Below are 20604 nucleotides of genomic sequence, written 5' to 3' on the forward strand. Positions count from 1 at the left end.
GTTAATACTACTTTATGAGGCCATTAGATAATTATCACGTTCAAGCAACGCTTGACGCTGCTGGGCTAGATAATTGTCATAACTCATTAAGATGCTTCTTGCTAAATCACGTACTTGGTTGGCATGGATGGCTTTAACCTCGTTACGATCTTGAATTTTACTCTCCAGTCGTGCTTGCATTTCTCTAATCCGTTCTTTGGCATCTCCCACTTTAAAGATATAGGATAGCGCGGCAATAGCGTGTCGGCGCGTACCGGCAATTTCATACATATAATCGCGCAGTAGCATTTCCTCTTGGTCAGTGGTCAGTGACCATAACCGTTTAGGACCAATCGGCAAATTAAGCGGCGTACAATACTCATTATTTTTGGTTCGGGTGAATGATAAGAAGTTAAGGCCTTGAGACGACATACCAATCGAAGGCAAGATATGTTCAATCGCACGATTTTTGCTAAAGAAATTGCGGAAGGTTGCCAGCTCCGACCCACTAATTTGACTACATAGACATAACTGCGTGACGCCGCTTAATAATTGGATGTCATCTTCGCCGGTACCAAAATCAAAGTCTGTTAGACGCTGTGAGCCGAAGATCAGTTCTAACCCCCACTTACGCCCTTCACGCACATCCGTATCGACGAGTTTAATAAAAGTCATGTCATCGGTTGCATTGTGCATCTCATCAATCGCCAAGATTTTTTTATCTTCTTTGATGTTTTCATACATTCGCTGATAATAGGACTGAAAACTGTCATTAAATCTTGGGAGGTCATATTCGGTTAATGAGAATTTTTTAATACCTACCATGCGAGCCACTTGGTAAAACAGTGAGGTTTGTTTTTTATTATTTTTAGAAATTACATGTTGTAAATCAAGCGCGACAACACGCGCAGTATCGACATCAAACTCAGTTGGGTTACAGAAACATGGGTAAGAGTTTTGAATATCAGTGATAGTACGTAGCATGTAATCAACCATCGAGTCCCCACCGGGCGTCTTATTCTTATAAGTGTTTTTGATGGTGGGTTTATTTAAGATGGCTGCAAAATCGGGCAAAATAGGTACTGCGTAGCGTTGGGCTAAATCACGTCCACGCATTAACGATAAGTATTCATCGCTGTCATAAGGATATCTTTCTGCCATACGGTGCATGGTTCTCACCAAGCTTAGATACGTGGTATCTTCGGGATGGGCAATGTCAATTTCCTCAATGGGTTCACCATCTTCATTAAAGACAACCTTGGTTTTAAACTTAATGACATTGTTGTCAATAATAATGCGATCTAATTCTGAATTAACCCTTGATACATATTTTTTTGGAGCGGATGAGGCATCGGTTTCACTATAGTACAAAAACACTTCATCAATCAAACGTGCCACAAACGCGCCAGTATCTTCATAAGGTTCCTTGCGTTCATTGGGTGTCAGTAACGCGGTTAAAAAAGTAATCATTTGATCACGTTCACTTTCCAATGGAAATTGTAGCCCTGGTCTGATATCGAACGGATTAATCGAGTATTCTTTAGACTTTCTTAGCTGACGACTAACCACTTGACTTCGTTTATTACTTGGCAAACCATCAGACAGCAGATGAATAAACCCTGTTGAGCTGATTCCTTTATCAATAACGGTAATTAAAGGCAATCGTTTAAGGTTTGGCATAAAGCAGCTTTCAAGTAAGTGATTATTTAATGACACCGACTTACCTGAACCTTGACGCCCAGCATAGACAGTGACCCATGCACTCATGTTTGAACTAAATTTCTCAAGTGGCATGAGCTTATTATCTAAGGTGCGATGTAATACCGTACCATTTGGAAACGCGGACGCAGGGCGTGTTAAGGGTAATAATTCAATCGCTCGAGCTAAAGGAACAACTGCTTTAGTACCTTGATGCTTTTTACTCAGACCTAGGATATTGCTTTGAAATAACATCACCGGATCGCCGATATTTTCAACGACGGTCATGCCACCCCAAGAAGATAATGTGGTGGCCAATCGAGTTTTTAACGTGCGTAATTCTTTACGACCTATTTCGGTATCTTCCACCCAAGTCATTGCTGAGACTTGCATACCAACAATCGCCTCATTTTTCGAGCGTTTTAAGAAGTTAAGCTGTTCAAAGGCAGCTTTCACATTCATGTTGGTATCTTTAGGAACTTTGGCTAAAAACATCGTTAGCATTTGTTTGATGCTTGTACCTGCCATACCATCACTTGAAATCATATAGCAGACTGAATATGGCATAGAGCGACGATTGCCGTCAGCTTCCTCACTGGCCGACTCACTATAGGACTGATTGAACGAGCCAAAAAGTCCATTAAAGATAATGGGTTGGTTTGGTGGGATATCCATCACAAAGGCTGTATATAAGCGACCGCCCACTGAAATTGTGTTTTTGGGCAAGCCTTCTTTTACCCCATATACATTGATGGAGGATGTCATAATTTGCCGTGGAATTGGTGGCGGTAAAATATAACTAATATCATCGGGGTCAGCTGTATGTGACCATCTGACCGGTGTATGGTAGTTAGGAATACCAAGATATTCTGCGTTTGCAGTACCCAATGGGATGCTTGGCAGCCAACTATCACTGGTGCGGTCCGGGGCAACCTGATGACGAATAAATTTGATAGCGTCTAATACACTAATCACTTCAAGTTTTGTGTAAAAAGACTCTACGCTAAAGGCGGCCACAAATTGTTCAACAAAACTAATGTGTCTTGCTCGTAGCACTTCAACTGGCATTAAAAGATTTTGGCAATCGCGCATTAAGGGGCCGATCTGTTTTGAACGCTGCTCATTTTCAACTTGTAAGTCAATGTCCTCTAATACCCGAGGCTCAGTAATCAAGCAGAAATAAATTTCTTCCCCATACACGCTATTACTATATAAGTTGGTATCTTCATCAATTAAATCATCCATTGATAAATCAAGTGTTTTGGCCGTTTGCTTTTTCAGCATTCGCACCTTTTGCAGTTGAGAATTTGCCTCTAAATCTCGACGAAAAACACATCCTATCTTATAGCCATTTTGTGACATAAGCCCTGTTAACTGCTTATCAATGTGATCGACCATCTGTATAAATATTTGGTCATCTATCGTCGATAACAGCCCGTCATAACGAACAAACGTCATCATAGAACGGTCTTTTAGAACTAGCGTACTATAATCATCGGTTGTTTCAATATCACAGTAGTCCGATGGGTTTAACTTCATGGCAGATAACGCACCAAGAAATAAGTTATATATGATATTAGCAATCTTCATGGATAGCCTTACATTCAACAAAAATGGGGAATTTTTATGTAGAAATTGTACGAATTTCTTTAAATTTTAACATAATTTTTTTAAAAAAGAATAATCAACGTAATTTCGCTGTAACAAACCATGCAAAAAACCTTTTTTTAAAGTGTTCTATTTCTCAAATTATATATTTTTACATTTATTATCAAATACTTATGTTATTAACCAAATTAGCTAGGTTGCGTCCATTTTGTTACAATAACTTAGTAAAACTGTGTTTTGGGTTAACCCAAGCGTATTTTTAGTAAATTATATATATAGGTAAAAAATATGATATTTGAAAAAATTATAAATAACGAAACATTGCTAAATTCATTTAATAATGGCGATATTTCAATCGAAGAACTGGTTAATTTAATAGACAAAAGTTTAGAAGAAAACTATCCAAATACACAGCTTACCAATGAGCAAAAACTTGATGCGCTTGGCCTTAACAAAGCAGTGGTCAGTGACGAATATCAGCAAACAATGGCTGAAATGCAGCAGTTTGAGCAAACCTTGCCAATTTATCAAAATCGTATCGTCGATGAACCGGATTTAGCACTGGACGAGATTGACGAAAATAATGTTAAAAATGTTGATAAACAAACCTTTTTGGCATTTTTACAATTAACCGCCAGCGCACGTTATGGTGAGCCACACACGCTATTCCCCGATTATAATTCCGTTCAAAATGACACAGAATTTCGTAATGCCTTAGAGCGTGTTGCCAATTTTGATAACGATACCGGGCTATACCGTGTGTTTATCAATAAAATTCATCGCGCCCGATTAGATGAAAACAATCCACAATCATTGCGTGAGTCAATGGCATTCTTATTTGGTAATAAGTTGCTATCACCACCAACAGGTTGGAGTAACAGTAACACCAACGATAAAAGTTTAGCTAAAGCAGATTTTGATGAACGTGTTAAGTATGAGCAACAAGCAAAGCAATTCGCCGATTTAGTCAATAATCGAACGCCGCGTGAACCTTCTACCTATTTGCTTAACCCTTTTGTTGCCAAAGAAACGCATCCCAACGCGTTTGTAGGGCGTGATGCTTACTATAATGTGCAGCCACAAAACTTGCCATACACCGTCATTCCCCCACTTGATCAGAATGGTTATCCCATTAACAACATTGAACTACCGCAGGTCAATCATAAGCCAGTGCTGATTTATCCTGACCCAGCAAGATATACCAGTGACTATCAATATCGTGACTTCATCAAACAGATTGCCAGCCCTATTCGCTTAAAAGGCTTAACTGTTTTTGCGGTAACCGAGGATAATTTCCCAAAACGCTATGCCAATCTAGACGGTACCGTGGGTCCTTACAAACTTGCCGACAATAAAAAATATATTGAGACCTATCTTAACTATAAGTTGACCGGTAAGAACCAACGCGAAAGCCAATCGAAGGCTGCCTTTATTTATGAAAATGGCTTAGATAAAGTACCTAGCTATGAGCAGATGAAAAAGGACTCCCATGTCTTTGATGTATTTTTAGAGCTTGAAAACGATTATGTCTTAAAGCGCAACCGAGCCTTAGCCAATGAAATTAATGCAGAATTGGTTAAACCACGCCAGTCTGCTTACCGTCCACCTAGTATTCCGGTAGAAAGCAAGCAAGCCAAAGAAATCCAACAACGGCTATATAACAAAGCCAAGGCTGGCAAGCTCAATGAGGTAGAAAGCGCACAGTGGCAACAATTTCTCGATTATAAACGCCTAGGGGTCATCACTGAATGGGTCGAAAACGATAACCCAAATTCAAATAGTTATGGTCGCCGCCGCTTCGTTGACAATATCAATGATATGATCCACCAAGATTTCCCAGGTTATCTTGCTACCGGGGGAACCATTTTAGAATTTATCAATAAGCACAAACTCTATGAATTTCAGGGCAATCGAAAGTCACAAACCAGTCGTCCTGAACTCAAGTCGCTTGAGAGCATTGCTTCGGAAATTGGTCATAAAACCTTGATGGAGTCGGCATTAAACTTGGCAGAAGCGAGTGAAGCTTTTGGTGAGGCCAATGCAAGCTCATTGCGAAATGTTAAATGGCATGGTGGCTGGCTACGTGCAACCGTTTATGGTTCTGAACGTAACGGCGGTGTCGCTATTAGTGACAAAGGCATGGTGTCAATCTCAAGCTTTAAGGACGGCAATGTCACCTTTAGTAATGGTAAGCAAGCGATTGTGCATCCAACCATACAAGGCATCCTTAATGACTATTACAAGGGTAACTACATTGCCATCAAGCAACACTTGGATAAGCAAAGCTTTGATAAGTGGTTCGCAGCAAGTCAGAACGATATTAATTTGCATCAACAAGAGCAAGTTAACTTAGAAGCAAAACATGAAACTGAGCAAATGGTATCAGAGGCCATTACGCAGTCAGAGGCAAGTTTTGCAGAACAATTTACCAAAGAGCATAATTTTAAAGAATTACAGACGTTTTTAAACAGCGTCTTTACCCTATCTAATTTCCATGAGGATAAATTAGACCTATCACAAAACTATTACTTGGCTGAAACCAAAGGGTTTGTGGATTTTAGTCAGGTAGGCCCGGATGTTTTGCTCATTAAAAATGGCGTAAATGATCGCCAAAAAACATTTTTCCAGCATACCGGGGAAATGGATATTTCAAGCTCTAATCTAAGTAAATACGCAGTTAGAAAGGTTGAAAATGGCAAACAAGTCAAAGATGGGGCAATCTATCTTAGGAATAATGACCTATTAACACGATTATACCGCTTTGGTGAGGCTGGCCAGCTGGAAATTGCCGGGGCGCAGCATATCTATACTGAAAGAAAGAAAAACGCGTATGGTAGTTATCAAGCCAATACCACCAAAAACCATGTCAAACATACCGAGAAAAAAGGGGCATTTACGGTCTTATTTGATCAAGGCACGTATCGCACAGTCGAGGCCTTAAATAATGGGCAACTAGAAAACCAGGAAATTATCTTTGTTGAAGGTCAGGCAACTGGTATTTCAGCTAAAAAGTTTGCCCCAAATGCAATCGTGGTTTTCTATGGTGATGCTCACAATCTTGAACCAGTGTTAGATGAATGGGTGGGACGCTTTGGGAAACAGGGGCATGATTTTATTATTGCCGCCGATAATGACCACACTAAAGACAAGCTAGGCTATTTTAACAACGTTGGTAAATCGACTGCGGTAGAAGCGGTTGCCAATATGAAAGCCAAATACGGTGAGGATGTTTCGCTATCGTTAACCCTACCCGATTTTCAACATGCTAAGACCCTTATTGACCAAGAGGTTAAGCAATATGTTCAAGACGTCAATGAACTGATCAAAACTTATGCCAATGTGGATGGTGCATCAATACAAAAGCCCGATGGCACGTATGACTTGGAGGCGTTTAAAAACCTACAAAACAATTTTGCTCAAAGAACCTCAGATGATACTTGGCTATATGATTATCATAAGGTAGAAAGAAAAGTTCAGGCAGCCAATACCGCTGTGCGTCGCTCTAACTCTAACTCGATGTTAAAAGGTAGCGACTTTAACGATCTGCACAAAAACATTTACCAATCTAGCCCTATTTTGCTTGAAAATGATGCGATATACAGAGAATCGGCTGAACAGGCAGATTTTGGCATGCTACATGCCGATCCTAAAATTAATGAGGCCTTAACGCGTCGCAAGGTTCACGAACTCTATCGTGCTTACAAGCTTCAAGGAGAAACAAGCGATTTTTCAGAAGGCACCTTGCTTAATCAGGTTGCTAGTCAATACTTCTCAACTGAACCAAGCGGTGAAGCACGTCGCCAAGAGAAAACACAACAGCTGCTTGCCGAGTATGGTGAGATTAAAGCATTGGCACAAGAGTTTAGCGATTTAAATGTGACCGAGATTCGCGCTAAACAAATTGCAAGCTTGGCTACCTCAGGTAACTTCTCGCTTAACAACATTAAAAAATCATTAGTGGAAAGCTATGAGAGTAAGGCTGCAACACCGATTGCCGAACAACTTGTGGCACGACTGACCAGTGAGTTTGATTTAAAAAATAACGAGCATTATGGCCGCTTGATGCTCGATGTTCAGTCCTTTACTAAAGATGCTGACGGACATATCTACGCCAACGGTATCATCAACAACTCAAATATATCAGTTGCAGGAGGTTATCAGCCTAAAACTGCGAGTATTCGCTTAAAAAGTGTTGATGAACTACGTGCGATTGGCACCAATGAAAAAGAAATCGAACAGCTATTAAATAGCACTGAGCCGATGGAGGCTCTTATCGGAAAGCGAACCGATGCACAAGGGACACAGATGCTTGGAAATAGTCAACTTGTGCTTGCATTTAAAAACGTTGAGTTAAATGAAATCAAGCTACAAAAAAATAGCCTTGATACGCAATTTACCAAGCACACCGATGGCAAAATTAATCATTTTCAAATCAATGCCGCGCACTTAACCGGTGTGGCCAAAGATTACCTTAATCTGATTAATACCGATATTACGCAAGCTGCCAATCCTAAAACACTGCATAACAATGCAATGGCCACGCTAAACTTTGTAAGCCGTAGTGAAGCCAATGCCTTAACCACCAATTCAACGCCCTATTTACAGTTGGAAGAACTACACGGCATTTATGAAACGACCCACATGGGTCAAGACAATCAAAAAATCTTGGACTTTTTGATTGCCGAACTCGATAACACGGATGCGGAGGGTAATTTACGTCGCGGCAGTGTCGAAATTCGCCGTGCCACTATGGTATCTCCTGAAGGAATTTTTAAAGACTTTACGGCACCGCTATATATTCGTTCTGATGTGACCGCAAGTGAACAAGCCATTGCCGTAGAAGGAGGTGGGTTCATTAAAACCACGGTTCATACGCCGATAAATGGCCTTGATACGCTATTTAATATCGTCGTGCGGCAAGACCGCCGTACCAGTACCGCAGAAAGTAAAATCAGTCAATTTGACTTAGATAATATCTCTGCCAGTGACGCCCAAACGGTTAAAAGTATTGCTAAACACGTTAAGCACTTAGAAAGTGTCCGTGACTTTCTGTACCAAAGCGGCCTTAGTGACTTAATTGTGGAAGCAAAAGCACAGCAAATGGGTTTAACAAGCCAAGACTTAGGCATTGATCCAGGGCAATACCTAAATACTGGTAGTTTCTTTGATAATCGTTACTCTGATTTATTCATGGAAGAATTGGGTGAGTATCAGCAGGACACCAAGCATAATCAACAACGTGTCAGTGCAAGAATTATTGGTACCACCACCTATAATTTGGTGGGTGGCTATAATTCACACATCGCAAACTTAATTCAAGCGGATATTGATGCGATTGAACAAGGCCGTATTCGGGAAGAAACGCCTATCATGAAAATGGTGAGAAATGGGGTTTATCAGCACACCTCATTTGTCACTGAACATCGGCAGGATGGTCAAGTCGCGCCAGTCACAGCGATTGCAACGAACTATCTTATCACTGGCAAAGCAGATGAAGCTAAATCTGAGTATGTTTGGGAGCAGACCCAGCCACTTAATAAGCTTGTAAATGTATTAAACAACCCAAACACCCAAGGCGCGTTTATTCAAACAGAAGGCTCGCCGGAACGTAAAAATTGGCTACATTCCAGTACCAATCTAGGGCTTTTGGCTCCCAATACAAACTTATCCGTGGCATTTGAGAATCCGAATACCGTCATGCGTTTTGTGGCCAATAATACCCAAAAAGCGAACATGGTTCGTGAGCCGATGCCGCCAATTATGGCCAAATCGGTTGAACCACTACAATTTAATAATCAGCTTGATAGCTTCTATGATGCGACTACGTTAAGAAATACCGAAAGAAAGCTTAAAACGCTGTCAGTACAGCCAACCGATGCAGACGCCCTGGTTGATATGTTGGGTAAAAAGATTGCCATAAGCCCAGCAATCGAAAGCGTGGTTAAACACCTTCAAACCTTGTCAGCATCAAATGCCAAAGACTCAGGCGATTCACTTGGCCGCGATGCGATGGTCAATAATATCTTAAACGCTGCGGTGGCTCGAAGCCAAGAAGTCAAAGACCACTTTGCTGAACAAAAAAGAAATGTGTTCATTAAAGGCCTAGGGCGCAATGACAACACTGCTGCCTTATTCTTATCTAATTTACTTGATGAACGCCGCATTGAGCAATTAAAAGACTATATTCGTAGCGATGAAAAGCTTGCCACAGAACGCAATATACAAGGCCTTCGCGAGGTATTGGTTGCAAGAGAGCAGACTTTACGCCCAGCTATTGATGCAAGTCCAATCGGTTTTAATAATGATCTTGTGGATGAATTAGCTGGTAGCTTGACGGCTGCCAATAATCAGCGTTGGCTATTAAATGAGACAGGTGTTAGCCTCGATGCACAGCAGGAGCTTGGTATGGATAGCCCCGAACAAGCCCCTGCCCCTGAACAGACACCTGAACAATCACCAGCTAACGATAATGGTGCCGATATTGGCTTGACCTCGATTGAGGAGAACAGCCCTGTCGATGACAATACGCCAGTGACCGATAACAATGCCCCAGCGATTGATGACAATGTGCAACTACTCGATGATGCCACTCAAAAACTGGTAAGCGATTACCAGTATGAGCCGGGTGAAGCATTGGCGTATTACTTAGAAGTGAACGAGTTGTACCCAACTGACAGCCCACAACGCGAATGGTTGCATGTGTCCGGAACATCAACGGTATTAGACGTGGGTAATGAATACCATGTTAGCCAATTTGATGATGATTTTGAGTTGGTAAAAGATGGTTTTATTGAGAAAGCGAAGCTTGATAATGCTGATTTTGGTACCGTGCATCAACTGTTAACCGAAGCTGGTCTCAACACTATAGCGATTAACGATGCAATGGTTGCTGAATACGTCACCACCCAAAATCGCCTCAAAGAAGAACAGCAGGAATTGGCAGCCGATGAACAAGATAACCAACTTGACAGTGACAAGCCAATGCCTAATGACAATGAGCTGGATGTAGAACCAGGTCAAGATAATACGGCCACACCTGGACCAATGTCTGAACCTGAACAACAACCAACTGAGGATAACACGCCAGCCCAAGGCGAGTTATTAGATGGTGCAGCCGCGTCCGTGGCTGATGAAAAAATTATTTCTCAGCAAATTGGTGAGAAAATTATCGGGCGACGAACCGACAAGCTTGCCATGATTACTGCGGATGTGTTTGCTAAAAAAGGTATTAGTGCCTGGGGCATGGGCGAGATTAACAAGATTAATGACCCCTATGTCAAAGCAGTTTCTTTTATCTTGCGCGATAGCATCCCTGAAAAACCAAGAAAAAGAACGCGTACTTTCTCCTCCGCTTCGGTATTAAGGGAATGGGCAGAAGATGCGGCATACAAGCATGAGCTGTTTACGACGTTATTTAACAACTATAACGACATTCCTGAAACGGCAAGTGATTTTGAAAAGTATGCCAGTGGTCGCAGCTTAGGCTTAACCACCTTGCTTCAACTGCAAGCTGGAAATATCGAAAAATATTCTCAGCAGTACAAATACAATATGTATCGCATTGACAACACAGATAAGGATAAGCGTAATGGCTTTATTTATTCTGCCGCGATCTATAACAATTTTGTGAAGGCAGAAGTGCTGGCAAGATTGCCATTTGAGCAATGGAAGCATATTTCAGTCGAAAATCTAGCGTTAAAGCCAACCGAGGTAGCACAATCACAGGACAACCCTATTGTACTGGCTCAAAGCTTTGTCGATGAACGCCCTTCAAGAGCAGAAGGCCGAAGAACAGAGCAGCTTGGGTTCAACGACTTAAACAATCACGATACCACCTTTAAAATCAAGAACGACGAATCTAAGTTTGCCGCAGAAGTGGCTTTCCGGGATGTCGTGGGAATGAACAGCGGTAAATTACAAAATATCTTTGCTGCTTACTCATTACAGGGTTTTAAAGAGCATTTAACGCCTGAATCTGCCGAAGAACTTAATCGCATTACCGCAAGCTCAGATAATCAATTACTCAATACGGCTTTAGGGGTACTTGGTAAAACAGCGGTGACCGTCACTCGTAGTCTTAAAGGCGAGGTACTAGACAATATCATTCAAGACGTTGATATCGGTTCGACGAAAAATATTGAACTTAGCCAGCAATATCCGTTGGCGACCGATCCAACCTATAACAAAGTGACATTCTTTGCCTACTACAACAGTGCAGCGATGACCGCAGATGAAACCAAAGCTGGCTTTTTCCGGTTTAAAGAAGGCGTTGCAGAAGAAGATAAGCGTCTTTACGTGATTAAAGCAGCAATATCGCCAAGTGAGAAAGATCGTGGCAATGTATTTGAAATTGAAAAATTTACCAGTATGGAAGATATGCTCGCTATCGACCAAGAGCTTGCCAAAATTAACCCTAGTAAAGAGCGTGTTATTAAGCAGGATGAATTAGGTTATTCGTTTAAACGAGACATGACGAATTACGCTTTATGGGATAAGCTGCATGAGTATAACAGCACCACCTTAAAAGGTATTGAATCTCGTGAAAAAGCCCTTGAACAGTTTGTAGAGACTGCCCTACCTCAGCATTTGCTAAGTAAAGAGCAGGATAAAAAAGCAACCAATGAGGCAAAACCCTCACTTAAGAAAACCGATGTTAGAAATACCTTAAGTGATTATCAGCGCGAAGGTGAAGATTACGACTTTGAAATCACCGATGAAGCGATTTTACGGCACTTCGGGTTTATGGGCGTGGAATTTAGTAGCAGTAACTATATCAAGCCTCAAGAACGCGCCGTCATCGCTGAGAATACCTTAGTGGCTTATACCGATATGGCTAAAATTATTGGCTTACCTACCAATGCAATCGGCCTGGGTGGTCAATTAGGATTAACGATTGGACGACATGGCGGTGGCGCAAGAGCGGCTGCTTTTTATGATCCACGCCAGTTTGATAATCACGGTAATGGCGAATATGTCAACGTTGGGGGCTATATCAATATCACCCGGAGTAAAGGGCTTGGCACCTGCGCTCATGAATGGGCGCATGCGCTAGACAATTACTTGATTGACAAAGATGAAATTACTGGCAACCCTAAAATGCCAAGTTCTTTAAATAATTATCAGATCGATCAGCTCAACATCCGAGACGAGCTGAAAGATGCTTATAATAAAATCAATAAGGTGTTGGATAGAAGCGGTATGGCCAAACGCTGCCGTGCCTTACCCACCCCAGCTGCTCGAAAATATTGGTCAGACCCAGCTGAATTGTTTGCTCGGGGCTTTGAGGCGTATGTCAAAGAAAAAGGACAACAGCTAGGTATTCGCAATGACTTTTTGGTGAACGTGCGCTCAGAGCAAGAGTTTGCTGCCGCTACCGGTTTAGGTAAAAAGCTTTATCCTTACCCAACTAAAGAAGAAATGCCGCAAATTATGGAGGCGTATGACGATTTCTTATCTACGCTACAACAACGAACCGTGGAAAAAGTGGTAGAGCTTGAAAATGCCCAGGGCAAGCGTGAAATGGTCTTTGAATCAACGGCGTTGTTTAGTCGAGCCGCCACCCCTATCGCGCCAGCCAATAACATTGCCAACTTCCCATTGAACAAACGCGGTCAAATGGCTGCTGATGCCATCAAACTTGATGCTCAAAAAACAATGGTGTTTGATACATTGGCCAAACGTTTTGGCGAACAGAATACCCAAAATCTACTTGGTAGTGGACTTGTTGAAATTATCACCAAAGATGAAGCTCAACAACGCGGTACCGTTAAGAGCGTTAATGAGTTAAATGGCGTCGAAGGTTTTTACAAAGACGGTAAATCCGTGTTAGTGGCTGATAATCTAACAGAAAAATCGACAGTGGCATGTCTGCTACATGAGTTGGGCGCACATCATGGCTTCCAAAAACTGATGTCAGAGAAAGCCTATGCTGGCGTGATGAATGATGTTCACTCATTGATCGCCGCGCAGAACCCGATTGCACTTGAAGCTCAACAGTTAGCAATGCGTGAAAACAATCCAATGCGACAAGAATTGGAATTACTACCGTACATGCTAACCGCTTACGAGAACAATGAGCAAGTTAACCCACAACACCGCAATGAAGTGGAACGTGTGATTGATAAAACCATGAATGAAATGAAGCTCTACATGCGTGACAACTTTGGCTTTGATGCAAAACTGAATCCAACCGATCTTGCGATCATGGCAGAAGGTGCGATTATTGATATGGCCGAGAAAGTCAAAGAGTTTGATAATGACCTATCTATTGATGCCTTGTTTAGCCGTGCAATGCCACAGGCCAATGACAGTATCAATATTAAGGTACCATTGGTCAGCTTTAACCCAAATGATGCTTATCGACGTGTCATAAGCGAAATGAAAAAAGTCAATGATGTGCGTCTCACCGGTATCACTGATGTTCAAGGGCGTACCACACACTATAACTTCACCCAATTTTTTAAAGAGGATTTTGCCCCAGCAAAACGTGGTGATGATGTTAGCAACGTAGCAAATCCCGATATTCATCACTTCCTGCTAAATGGTGGCAGTCTTGCAGAAAGTAAGCTGGCTGTCGCAAGCGTTGTTGAAGAACGTGCGTTGAAGGCAGAGCAAGAACGTATCGCTCGTCTTGAACAGCAAGCTCAAGAACTGGAACAACAAGCCCAAGAAGCGGCTAAAGCAGCTGAACTTGCCAATTCAACGGCAAGCGAAATAGAGAGCCTGGAATCTGAACAAACACCTGATGCCAAAACCGAGAATACTGGCTTAAATAATGCCGGGTATGGGGATGGGTACATTCGTATCGAACATGCCCAGCAGGACCTATCACAGCCGCAGTTTAAGGCACTCAATGATGCGGCAATGACTGGTTTTAAAGCAGGTGCGTTGGTAGATAAAGCGGCTGATGTGATGGTGATTTATAGCCAAAATGACGATATGCTCAAAACCATTGATCATTCGCTTGATAAAGCCATGAGTGTAAATGACAACAAAGTTGCACAAGACGCTTTGGTGGAGTTTAAAACTCGAATCTTAGCCCACACGCTAAACCCAACTCAATCTAATCCAACGATTGAAGAATATGGCATCAATGAACGCTTTGCCAATATGCTTTTAAGTAACATCGTACAAAAAGCAGCATACAACCCTAAAGACAATACAGGGCTTGAAGCAGTCCGGGCCTTAAATCAGCAGTTTGCAGCGCGAACACCGGATTTTGATCTCGAGAATGCCAAGGAAGCATTAAAAGAACATATCTTGGTTGAGCCTATTTATGATAAACAGCTGGTGCGTGGCATTAGCCATAAAATTCGCAATGCTGGTGAATTGAATGACGATGAAATCAAAGTGGTGGTTGATATCATGGCTGCACAGTACCGTGACTATCCACAAGCCACTGAGCGGTTGCTGTATGGCGCGAAAAAAGTACATGAGTACGACGCTGATGTGCAATTAAGCCATGCTGAGGCCTTAATCAACGATCAGGCCGACGAACATATTGCCGTGCTTCACAAAGGCTTGTTTAATTTAGCAACTAAAGGCGATTTCGCCCATTCATCACGCCAGCTGGTCACCAATACAGCCCGGTATGAGTTGGTGGCATCGGTACTTAGTGCAACCATGAGTAAAGAGCAAGCTGATTACTTGGTGCATAAAACAGAGAACTTAAACCAGTACGATAAGCTCAATCCATTGGCCAAAGTACCTAAAGAGCCAAGTAGTCCTTTCGAGTTGGGCGACTTCCGCGCTGTTTTATGGGTAGAACGCTTTATTTCAGATAATAACCATAAAAATATCACAACGCTTGGCCAACAACGAAAATCAATGGAAAATCTTGAGAAAATCAATAATCTGATTTTATCTCAAGTCGCTGAGTTAACGAATGAGGCCTCGCTCGATGCCCAGCAGTCGAAGGATAACGAGCAAACCGCCCAGGCGCAGGTTAAACAGCCGCAGGTCGATGATGTTGATTTACGTCGGCAAGTTGGCCAGGGGGGTGTTTTTGATATCAATGTGCAAGATTATGTGACCGCTTATCTTACCAACGATAAAGAAAACATGAAACGCCTGGAGCCACTCGTTGCTTATTTTAAAGATGGCAATGCAAATAAGATGGTCAATGAATTTATTGATATTGCTGCACACGATACCGCCGTTAATAACCATCTTCGCCGAGCGTTAACCGATGCCAACATCAAAGACGGCAATATCTTATCAAGCTACCCTACTACTAATGGATTGGTACAAAATGAGGATTTTGCTAAGGTGGCGGCTATTGGTACAGCAGCAGTCATGCAGGTAGTGAAAAATCAACACTTGGAAAACTTATCACGGCAAGACTCACTTGAGCCTGACCTGATTGCCGAATGTACGCTGCATAATTCTTTACAGCGTCGGGAATTTAACCATCAAGTGCATGGTAAAGATGGCACACTACAAGCGTTTAAACCCATTATGATTGCGGCATCAAAAATGGCTACCACGGATCATGCTGTGCGTTTTGAGCTTAACATCGAGCCTAAAGTGTTGGAAAGCAAAGAGCTAACCGATAGTTTTGAGATCATTTGTGATGACGACTTGCCAACCCAACGTGCTAAGAGCTTATTGGCCGCTATTACGATTAGCCACGCTGATATGAACGATGAAAAGCGCATGGCGCAAAAGCTACATACCCGAGATATTGTTGAAAGTAGTTTGAAAGCCATTGGCACAGATGAAGCCTTGAAGTTTGTTAAACTGATGAAGGCCACCAATCCGAATGCCGAGCATTACCAAGACTTAAAAATCTCAGGTAATATGGCCAATAAACAGCAAACACAAACTGAGGCATTTAGCTTGGTTAAAGCGATGCTTAATGAAAGTGCTGGCGAGCTGTCTGATAAAACAGAACGTATCTTTAACCACGCAACACGTTACGGTGCTTGGTCACGCGATATCGAAAGAGAACGCGATAGTGTCAATACCATGAAACAACGTTTGCTCGATGCGCCTGAACAGTCAATTAATGGTGATTTTTCATTCTTGGGACAAGCCAATAAACTACTGGAAGATTTAAAGGTGGTTGAGAAAGTTAACCATCGTTATGTTAACAGTAAAATTTTGGGTGAGTATAAGCCTATCAAAAATGAGGCCAACCAAGCCAGCGCGTTTGAGGCGACGGTTAATGAGCTAAAATTTGGTATGGAGGTTAATACAGCAATCTTGGAGCAAGCGGTTCGAGTACGTGCTGAACATGATGAAAACTTTGTTAAAACCGCTAAAATGTTGGGTGACTTAAGTGCAGCTAAAACCGCAAAAGATATGGTTAAGCTGCTTGAGCATTCTAAAGAACCGTCAGAAGCAGAGCCTAAACGCCCTGCTGGATGGGAAGCGATTGAGAAGCTATCAGATATGTTCGTAGTTAAGGCTATCACGTTAAATAGCAACCTAAACAGCTATCAACGTCATAAGAGTTTCGATGGTTTGGCTGAGATTGCTGGCAAGATATCATCCGATGATCAGGTACACGAACAGCTGCAACGTTTTAAAGTGGCAAATGAGGTGTTACAGCAAAATCAACAGCGTCAATCTAACAATGATGCTTCAATTCAGAATGCTCTTGAACAATCCTATCGACAAGATAGGTTATCTAACCTGGAAATGTAATTAAACGAAGCCGTCCAAAAAATTTTGGGCGGTTTTTTATGATTTATTAGTAAAAAATCCTTTTTTATCTTTATAACATTTTTAAAGCTTTTTAAAGCTTTTGTCCTTTTTTTCAAAATCTTGGGAGACCGTATAGTTACTAGCTTTCAATAGGGTAAAAATTTTTTATATGACGAAGATTTTAGGAGATATGACGAACATTTTAGGAGATATGACGAACATTTTAGGAAAATATGACGAAGATTTTAGGAATTTCTGCGAAGATTTTAGGAGATATGACGAACATTTTAGGAAATGTGACGAATGAAAATGTTATTTATTCGTCATATTGATAGATTAATACGCTTTTTAGAAAAAATATCAGCGATATAATGAAATTTTTGGGAAAAATCGTCAAAAAGGCTACTAATATGACGAACATTTTAGGAAATATGACGAATGATTATAAAGATAATTCGTCATATTTGCCTAAATTTTGGTCAATTTTTTATAAAAAATAGCAATATGACGAACATTTTAGGAAAGAAAAGTTAAAATAAAGGTAGATATGACGAACATTTTAGGAAATATGACGAATAGATATGTAGGTAATTCGTCATATAACCCCAAATATTAGTGAATTTTATACAAAAATGAGCGATATAACGAACATTTTAGGAAAGAAAAATTAAAGCGATGGAGAATTTGATAAAAAATTTAGGCGATATGACGAATAGGTATAACGATTTTTCGTTAAATGTGGTACTATCATCGTATAGTAGTGTAGAATAAAGTGAAATAGCGATGGAAAGAAAATTAGCAGATTTAGATGAAATAGATAAGGAACATTTTGAAGCTATTATCGGCTTTATGAATGAAACACATCAAAATAATATGAGGCAGCGATTAAAGCTTGCCCAAAAATATGGCTTAGATTTAACCGATGACGCTGTACTTGAATTAGTTGCGCCTAAAAGCATTAATCAAGATTTACCTGCTACATCACCAGTATCAAAACCACAACCTACGCTAACGCCTGTAGCTACTACTACACCATCACCAATAATAGAAAGCAAAACTTATGAGGTTGCAGCAGCGCAACCACAACAGCCACAGCAACCTACACCTGTTTATGGTGAAAATTGGATTGTCTTGCAAAATCGTTTATTAAACGCGATCACTGACTTGGACTTAAATGAAAGAAGATTGATTATGTTTTTGTCCCCACTGGTACGCAAATCAGTCGAACAAAATCCTAATCAACGCACATTTGTCATCAAGGTTCAGGACTTTCAAACTGAGTATAGCATTAAAGGCAACGCCTATTATGTGCAATTAGCTGAAAGCTGCTCGGCTTTGGTGAACAAATCGTATGCGTTTTGGGACTTTAAGAAAAATCAAAAACAGAAAACGAAAACTGAGGTTAGTTGGTTAACTAAAGCTGTATATCAGGATAAATTGGGCGAGATACATGTTGATCTTCATAACGATGTTGTCGAAATGTTGACAGTATTTGATAAGGCAAACCCATTTACTAAGTATGAAAGACAGCTAATTGTGAATTTAGGCTGTTACGGTATGATTTTATTTGAACTGATTTCAAGCTGCATGCACCAGCAATATAAGCAGAAATCTTACACGATCGAATATTTAAGAGAAAAATTTAATTGCGTTGATACCTATACAAAAATGGCTGATTTTAAGGTATATGTTTTAAATAGAGCCATAAAAGACATAGAGCAATATACTCCTTATCGTATTTCCTATACCCAAAATAAAAAAGGTAGAGTGGTATCGGAGATTGTCTTTAGTTTTGAAGATACTAGCGAAAAAACTTTGAAAAATACGCGAAAAGAAGCCAGTGAGCATGAAGCTAAGGATGAAATTCATTTGTTAGAGCAAACGTATGATATGGATAAGGCCCCAGGTTGGCAGAGCAAAGGTTTATCAGACGCACAGATTAAAAAGCTTGCCATATATACTAAAGATTTTGTTGACGCTAACACCGGTAAAATAGCACCAAATGACCGTAGAGATTATCCGGAGATTTTTGAGGATTGGAAACAGGACCTAAAAGACCCTGCTACCGTTAATTCATTTCATAAAATCCAAGAGTTATTAGACCGTAAAAAACAGTGAATGTAATTCTATAGATTAGATGGCTCTATTGAATATTAAAGGTCATTAAGTGCCTGTACTTTTGGCAATAGGGCGTCAAGTTTAGCGACAATGCGTTGTTGCTCGGCAAGTGGTGGTAATGGTACAAGAGCATTTTTCAAACGAGTATCATTTATAGCAGGGTAAGCTACCCCTTTGGCGTTATCGTTGTGATTTGCATAACTATCAAAATACGGACTTAAAAGTACCCTAAAGAGATATTGATTAGTGATATCTAAAGAAGTATTAAAAACTGCAAACCCTGTGCTGACGATTGGTTCAGGTTCAATATTCTTATCAATTATGCAAATATTCATTAGATAGGGTCTGACTGTTGAGTAAATTATGTCTCCCTTTTTAACTATTTTTCTTGCTCGAGAGGGAGCTTGATTCGGCCTTAGTATTTCCATATCTTCACCAAGTTTGAATAACTTGTTATTAATTGATGATATGTCAATGTAAGTAAAATCTTTATCAGGCAATTTTTGCCCCCAATTAAACGTTAACTCCCCTAATCTCACCCACTCCCAATTACCTGGGATATCGAATGGTTTTTCTTCATCGGTAATGGCGGACAAGGGTTTTTCTCGTTTGATTTCTTTGGCGTCAATCAAGCGTTGTTTTTCGGCTTGGATTTGTTTAAGAAGGTGGCTCGCCATGCCATCTGCTTTGGGGTCTTGCGTGGTCAGTTTGCCTTCAATAGCGGCTTGTAACAATGACGCTTGCATACGGCTAGGAAAGGCGGTTTGCAAAGTATGTAGTTTATTTTCATCGGCTTGCAGTTGCTCAAGCTGTGGCAATATTTCCTCCAATTTTTCTACAATTCTTTGTTGAGCTTTTAAAGGAGGCAAAGGAATTAATGTGTCTCTAACTTTATCAGAATTAAGATTTTTGACTACTGCACCTGACACACTTTTATCAAATTCCGTTTTTACAAAAGTGCTGCTTAGCAAATAATAAAAAAATTCTTTTGAAAGGTTAGAGCTTAATGGTGTAAGGCTTAACCATCCGTCGTGAATACATCCATCTACTTCAAGAATATAGGGTCTGCCATAACTCATAGAATTGGTAAGTAGTAAGCTACCTTTCTTCACCAATCTAGTTTTAACCAGTCCTGCTGGTTTAATTTTTTCTCTAGTGGAGGTAATGTATTTACCACCAATATCAGTATCACCAATTTTAATCCAATTTAAACCATCATTAGCAGTAGTTAAAAATTGCTGAATAGGTCTTGGTGAGCCACCTCGAACAATATTAAAGATATCGCCTATTTTGACCCAAACCCAATTATTCGGAATATCAAACGGCAAATCATTTTCATCAATCGCTGGCAATGCTTTTTCTCGTTTAATCTCACCAGCCACGATTAACCGCTGTTTTTCTGCCTGTATATCTGCCAATAAATCTTGAGCATCGCCATCTTTGGCAGGATTTTGCGTAGTTAGCTTGCCTTCTATTGCTGCCTGTAATACTGACTTACGCATCTTATCCGCCAGCAACACCGCATTGGCAGCCTTCTTTTTGTAGTTTGCCATT

At 40.8% G+C, this 20604-nt stretch carries 4 protein-coding genes; 2 read left to right on the forward strand and 2 right to left on the reverse strand.

Annotation, left to right across the window (positions count from 1 at the left end):
* Window positions 1–12: 12 nt before the first annotated feature.
* Window positions 13–3267, reverse strand: coding sequence for a hypothetical protein (locus RTJ53_RS07970; protein ID WP_312276557.1), 3255 nt, complete (start codon window positions 3265–3267; stop codon window positions 13–15).
* Window positions 3268–3573: 306 nt separating this feature from the next.
* On the opposite strand from RTJ53_RS07970, the gene RTJ53_RS07975 reads away from it, so the two are divergent.
* Window positions 3574–16932: an LPD1 domain-containing protein gene (locus RTJ53_RS07975; protein ID WP_312276558.1), complete on the forward strand. Its 13359-nt coding sequence runs from the start codon at window positions 3574–3576 to the stop codon at window positions 16930–16932.
* A 783-nt stretch (window positions 16933–17715) separates the two neighbouring features.
* Window positions 17716–19050 carry a replication initiation protein gene (locus tag RTJ53_RS07980; protein ID WP_312276559.1) on the forward strand — a complete coding sequence of 445 codons (1335 nt, stop codon included), beginning with the start codon at window positions 17716–17718 and terminating at the stop codon, window positions 19048–19050.
* Between the two features lie 35 nt (window positions 19051–19085).
* Here RTJ53_RS07980 and RTJ53_RS07985 read toward each other — a convergent pair whose 3' ends face one another.
* Entirely contained in the window at window positions 19086–20603 is a 1518-nt protein-coding gene (locus RTJ53_RS07985) for a restriction endonuclease subunit S (RefSeq protein WP_312276560.1), read from the reverse strand.
* Between the last annotated feature and the right edge of the window lies 1 nt (window position 20604).

This window comes from Moraxella sp. CTOTU46711 (genome assembly GCF_031975715.1).
In the GTDB taxonomy this organism is placed as follows: domain Bacteria; phylum Pseudomonadota; class Gammaproteobacteria; order Pseudomonadales; family Moraxellaceae; genus Faucicola.